Consider the following 4,432-nt stretch of genomic DNA (forward strand, 5'->3'; position numbering starts at 1 on the left):
TCCGGCATCTCCCCGCCGACATAGGCAGCGACCTTCACGGTGAGCATCGCTACCAGGTCGGCGGCGCCTTCCGGAGCGCCGAGTTGGACGGGGGTATCCCGGACGGTTTCAGCGATCGTGCGGGCCAGCGGGGCCAACGGCTTCAGTTCCATGGGTGCAGTCATGCGATCCCCTCCAGGCTGGCGTCAGCGTCCGTCCACTTCCGGCCCGTCTCCGTCTCGTGCACGCCGTGCTTGCCCTGGATCACACACGGCTCGACCGGCCTTGAGTCCAACGGCATCAGGGCCGCCGAACAGGTGCGCTCAAGCCGCGGGTCCTCTGAAGTCTCACTGCCTAGCTCTTGGATCGTCTTCACGTCCCCGACAGCCAGCGCTGCACGGATCATCCACAGTGCCTTCGCTGGCTCCAGGCATCCCGACTCCCACTGGGCGAGCACCTCTTCGGCCAGGTCCCGCTTCCCCGCCAGGTGCGTGGAGGACCGGTGGTAGAAGTCCCGCGCCAGCTCTGTGTCCGTCAGGTTCTTCCGCGCCTCCCGCAGGCCCTTCAGCAGAGCGGGGACGTCGGTGCGGGCGTAGGCCATGAATGAGGCGTTGTTGTACGCGTTGCCCGTATCGAGGTCCTTGTTCTCGGTCAGCTCGGCGACGTAGCCGTTGGTGAACTGGCCTTCCCCGATGACGGTCCTCGGCTGGGACTCCACGTAGTACGTGCCGTTCAGGTCCCGGTAGGTCCCCCAGAAGCCGTCTGTGGCCTTGTCGGCGCGCTCCTGAACCTTGGCCAGGTACTCGTTGGTGATCTCGGGCAGGTCGAACGCGCTGACTGTCTCTGTGCTCATCAAGGGTCTCCTCAGGCGGGCAGGTAGTGGATGCGGACGGCCTGGTCGTCGCCCTCTTCGGCGGACTCCCAGCACCAGTCGTATTCGGCGTCCTCGGGCTGCCACTCGAAGACCGCCCACTGGGGCTTCAGGGCCGCCAACTCGACTCCGATGGCGCGCTCGGCCTCAAGGCCAGCCTGCTCTCGCAGGTAGGCGGCGACAGCAACCTCTGCCTTGTCCCGGTCATCGGTGATCGCCGCCAGGTCGCCGTCGTCGAACTCCACGACCAGGACACCGCCGTACACGAAGTGCATGCCGGGATGCTCGGTGCCGGGCTGGAAGCGGCCCATCGGCAGTTCGGGTACGGCGACGACCTGGTCGAGGTAGCGCAGGCCTTCGTAGTCGAGGGGGGTGTGCAGCCCGGAGCGTCGCTCGCCGTCCAGGCGGATGCAGGCCAGGCCGGGTTCGGTGGCGGTGATGGTGCCGGGATGCCAGACCGTCTTGGCGTCGCCGTGCAGGTTGCTGTAGAAGGCGAACTCCACGCGGCGGCCGACGACGGCCTGCTCGGTGCGGGTCTGCGTCGTGCTCATGCGGCGGGGGTCTCCTTCGGGGTCTTGTTGCGGCGGGTGAACGAGAGCCGCCCAGAAGGACCGTTGCCGTTGCCCACGCTGGCCGGGAGTGCGTCCGCCATCGCCGGAGTCAGCCCCACCACCTGCCTCGGCTCAGGCACCGGGGCTTGACCATCCGGCGCCCACAGTTCGATCCACTCGCCGTCCAGCAGCCACAGGCACCCGATACGGCCCGGGACGCTGTAGTCGAGGACCGGACGCTGCTGGTCCCCGTTGACGCCTCCGGCGGGGCTGTTGTTGACGAATCGGGTCAGCACGTTCACGGCGTCCGGGCAGTCGACCCGGGCTGTGTGGAGGGGCCGTCCGTCGTGGGCGGTGGTCGATGTCCAGGCGGTGAGGGCGTCGGCGACGGCTGTGCCCCGGTGTCGCTGGTTCCAGGCGCGTACGGCGTCCCTGGTGGGGGTGTACAGGCCTTCGTAGGGGCTCGTCAGAGGGGGCATGGGGCCTTCTTCGGGGTGAGGGGCTGGAGGGTGAGCGGCCCGTAGTCGTCGGCGATCTCGGGGAGCGGGCCCAGCTCCCCCGCGCCTTCCGGCAGCAGGAACACGAGCGGCTGACCCTGGGCGTCCCGCAGATCGCTGATACGCCAGACCTCGCCGTCCCGGTCCGCGTAGTCGCGGTCGATCAGGTACGGCTGACCGTCGTGAAGGACCGCCAGGTGGCTGACGGTGGCGTACAGGTAGATGCCGCAGTCGCACCGGTACTCGCCATGCCACTCGCTGCCGTCGCAGTTCCTGTAGGGCGTGGCTGTCACGGTCACCGGAATCTGGGGCAGGTTGAGGAGGTCGTGGTAGTCGCCGCGGGGCTCCTTCCCGCACGCCTTGTGCGTGAGGAGCACCGATCCGGCGTCGATCTCCATCAGGAACTGGCCGTCCGAGGTCGGGCACGAACACTCGTCGGCGGCCAGGTCGACGGGGCCTTCGGTGGAGGCGAACAGGTCGGGCATACAGGGGTCTCCTTCGGGGTGAGGGTGCGGGCGAGGTGGCGGAGGAGTCGGGGTGTGAGGTGCCAGACGGCGAGGGGCCACAGCAGGAACGCGGTCACGCGGTCGGCCAGTTGCTGCGGGCCATGCGCAAGGCGGCACAGCGAGCGGACTTCTGGAAGGCCGCCGATCCGGCACGGCGGGCGTTGCAGTCGGCGATGAAACGCCGGAGTTCCCTCTCGGTGGGCTTCTGCATGGCCGGTCACTCCCCCACCGGGATCGGTGGGTCCTGCCAGTCCGGGGTCCACCCCGACGTGATCGCCGCCACCAGGTCCGTCAGGAGGGAGGTGTAGGCGGCCAGCTTCCGCGTGTATGACTCCAGGTTTCGCCGCTCACGCGCCGCGTGGTCCGGCTGCTCGGCTTCCCACCGGCAGATCTCTCGGCGCGCCACGTAGCCGAGCCGGGTGTACGTGTCGATGCGCTCGCCGACGTACCCGAGCATCGCCCCGGGAGTTGCCCAGGTGTCCAACACCAGCGGCATGCCCTGCTCGGCTACTGCACGGGCGTGGAGGTCGGGGGTGTGGATGGTGATGTCGGGAACGGGACGCCACGACCAGGTGCCGGCCTTCCGCCGGCGGTGTTCGGTCCACGAGACGCTGATCCGCGCCCGTCCGTGCTGGTCGAGGATCCGGCGGGGTACGCCGTTCTCCTCGCCCAGATCAGTGGACCAGCCTTCCGGCAGGTCCAGCGTGCGCAGTTCGGGCCGGTCGGGGAGCCGATCCCCGATGCGTGCTCCGTACTGGTGAAAGTGAAGCGGCAGGGCCGGGGAGGCAGGGAACGCCACCCGGGTCCGGCGCTCGGCCGTGGTTTTGGTCATCAGCGTCTCCGTGAAGTCTCGGGAGGGGGCCGCCGTCCCGCGCCCTACAGGGGGATGTGCGGGCGTCGGGACGGCGGTTCATCGGCCAGCGGGGGCCTGGCCGGGTTGCCGCACCCCAGGGGGTGGGGGTGCGGCGTCTAGGGGGTTCTACTGGCGGTTGTGGTCGGACGGGGCGTCGGCGACCCAGAAGGCGAGAATGGAGTCCACGGCCTTCCACAGCCCGGCCTGCATGCCCGTACAGGTGTCGAGGTCCCGAGGAGTCGGCTCACCGACAGGAGCGAAGACCCTCGCCGGGTGGTCCGCGAGCTGTTCGAGTCGGACGCTGGCGGAGCGCGCAAGGCGTGAGGTGACCTCCTTCAGCTCCCGGTCGACCAGCGAGAGTTCCATTCGGACCAGGCGCAACGGCTTCGCGAGCGGCAGCGTGCAGTCCAGTAGCTCCGGCAGGTCAAGGCCCGTCTTGGACTTGATGAGCGCGTCGGCGCTACTCGGGTGGAGGCGGTCCGGGTGGTGGGGCGTAGCTGGCATGGGTGGCGACTCCTGCCTACTGGCGGTAGTGGTCGGACGGGTCGTCGGTGTTGCCGTGGAGGGAGGCGCACGGCTCCTGGTGGATGCCGGCGGCCTTCTCCTCCCGGGTGGCGTCGCAGTCGCAGAGCGGCATCAGGAGGCGATGAGGGCGGTGTCGGCGATCGTGGCCATGACCGGGAGGTCGCGGCCGCCGGTGGGCTCGTCCCAGTCGGTGTAGAGCCGGACGGTGCCGATGCCGGGCAGGTCGACGGTGAGGGTGATCTCGGTGGCGGGCCAGGCGGTGTCGCCGCCGTCGATGCTGCGCTGGACGGGCCGGGTGGTGACGGTGCCGCCGACGCGCTCGTACACGGCGTTGAGCTCGTACTGGGACCACCTGGTGATGCGGGTGGCGGTCTCGCCGAGGAGCGGGTCCGGCGTCCAGCCGTGTCGGAAGCCGAGGGCCTTGCCGACCTTGGCGGCGAAGTCGCGTTCCGGCTGGGCCAGCTGACGCTCGATGCGGGCGATGAGGTGCAGCGCGGCCGACGGGAGGGTCTCGGTGATCCGGGTCTGGGTCTGCATGGGTCCCCCAAGGTCGGGCGGTGTGGTGCGGTGTCTCCACCCTACCGTTCATCTATTACGTACGCAATACATAGAACGGGAAGGGTCCACACATGCGAAAGGGGCCCGACCCC

The 4,432-nt window shown here is 69.3% G+C and carries 8 protein-coding genes; all 8 read right to left on the reverse strand.

The features are described 5' to 3' along the window. Positions 1-160: 160 nt before the first annotated feature. Complete coding sequence (locus ABD378_RS43325) at positions 161-832, reverse strand: hypothetical protein (protein WP_344530912.1); 672 nt, start codon at positions 830-832, stop codon at positions 161-163. Positions 833-843: 11 nt separating this feature from the next. Next, positions 844-1,401 (reverse strand): hypothetical protein, encoded by a 558-nt coding sequence (locus tag ABD378_RS43330; protein WP_344530914.1) that lies wholly within the window; start codon positions 1,399-1,401, stop codon positions 844-846. Beyond that, positions 1,398-1,880, reverse strand: coding sequence for a hypothetical protein (locus tag ABD378_RS43335; protein WP_344530916.1), 483 nt, complete (start codon positions 1,878-1,880; stop codon positions 1,398-1,400). Before ABD378_RS43335 ends, ABD378_RS43330 begins: the two co-directional genes overlap by 4 nt. Then, complete coding sequence (locus ABD378_RS43340) at positions 1,868-2,383, reverse strand: phiSA1p31-related protein (RefSeq protein ID WP_344530918.1); 516 nt, start codon at positions 2,381-2,383, stop codon at positions 1,868-1,870. Before ABD378_RS43340 ends, ABD378_RS43335 begins: the two co-directional genes overlap by 13 nt. A gap of 94 nt (positions 2,384-2,477) precedes the next feature. Next, positions 2,478-2,615 (reverse strand): hypothetical protein, encoded by a 138-nt coding sequence (locus ABD378_RS43345; RefSeq protein ID WP_344530920.1) that lies wholly within the window; start codon positions 2,613-2,615, stop codon positions 2,478-2,480. Between the two features lie 6 nt (positions 2,616-2,621). Next, the gene (locus ABD378_RS43350) at positions 2,622-3,236 is read right to left on the reverse strand and encodes a hypothetical protein (protein ID WP_344530922.1); all 615 of its coding nucleotides are present in this window, start codon (positions 3,234-3,236) and stop codon (positions 2,622-2,624) included. Between the two features lie 147 nt (positions 3,237-3,383). Beyond that, positions 3,384-3,761, reverse strand: a complete 378-nt coding sequence (locus ABD378_RS43355; protein ID WP_344530924.1) for a hypothetical protein — start codon at positions 3,759-3,761, stop codon at positions 3,384-3,386. Between the two features lie 132 nt (positions 3,762-3,893). Then, positions 3,894-4,319 carry a hypothetical protein gene (locus tag ABD378_RS43360; RefSeq protein ID WP_344530926.1) on the reverse strand — a complete coding sequence of 142 codons (426 nt, stop codon included), beginning with the start codon at positions 4,317-4,319 and terminating at the stop codon, positions 3,894-3,896. Between the last annotated feature and the right edge of the window lie 113 nt (positions 4,320-4,432).

The sequence above is a fragment of the Streptomyces rectiviolaceus genome (assembly GCF_039533825.1).
GTDB lineage: Bacteria > Actinomycetota > Actinomycetes > Streptomycetales > Streptomycetaceae > Streptomyces > Streptomyces rectiviolaceus.